The organism is Pseudomonas huaxiensis (assembly GCF_003231275.1).
Classification (GTDB): Bacteria; Pseudomonadota; Gammaproteobacteria; order Pseudomonadales; family Pseudomonadaceae; genus Aquipseudomonas; species Aquipseudomonas huaxiensis.
The window spans coordinates 1-389 of the sequence record NZ_QKVL01000189.1 but is presented as its reverse complement, the minus strand read 5'-3'; the positions used below and the strand labels follow the sequence as shown (position 1 = coordinate 389).

The 389-nt window shown below is 54.0% G+C and carries 1 pseudogene; it reads left to right on the top strand.

Annotated features, from left to right (window positions below):
• Positions 1 to 41: 41 nt before the first annotated feature.
• A pseudogene (locus DM374_RS33395) lies at positions 42 to 389 on the top strand (DUF6708 domain-containing protein); the annotation flags it as partial.

Sequence of the window (389 nt, the reverse complement as noted above, 5' to 3'; positions counted from 1 at the left end):
AAGTGGCCTGCCGATATGGGCCTGGAGTCGACGACCGCGCCATGAGCAGAATGAAAGGACCTAAGCTGACACCACCTTGTCCCGGCTGGAAAGAAGACCTGCCCGGACCCTACGAATTACCGATCGTTACCCCGGACCTCGGGCTTGATACACCCAACCATCAGGATGAGGTTTTGCTGGAGCTGCCACGTACTTCGGCACTTGCCAGAGGATGGTTGATTTGGTTCGCGCCAGTACAAGCAATCCTGACCGTCGTGATTCTGTTGCTTTTCTTATCAGACTGGCGCCGGTTGAGCGTCGAGGAGTGGGTCGCATTTTTCTTCGGGATTCTTGTTGCAGTCTGGTCACTTTTATTCTGCGTGAAGGTCGAAACAAAACCTCCTCGAGAT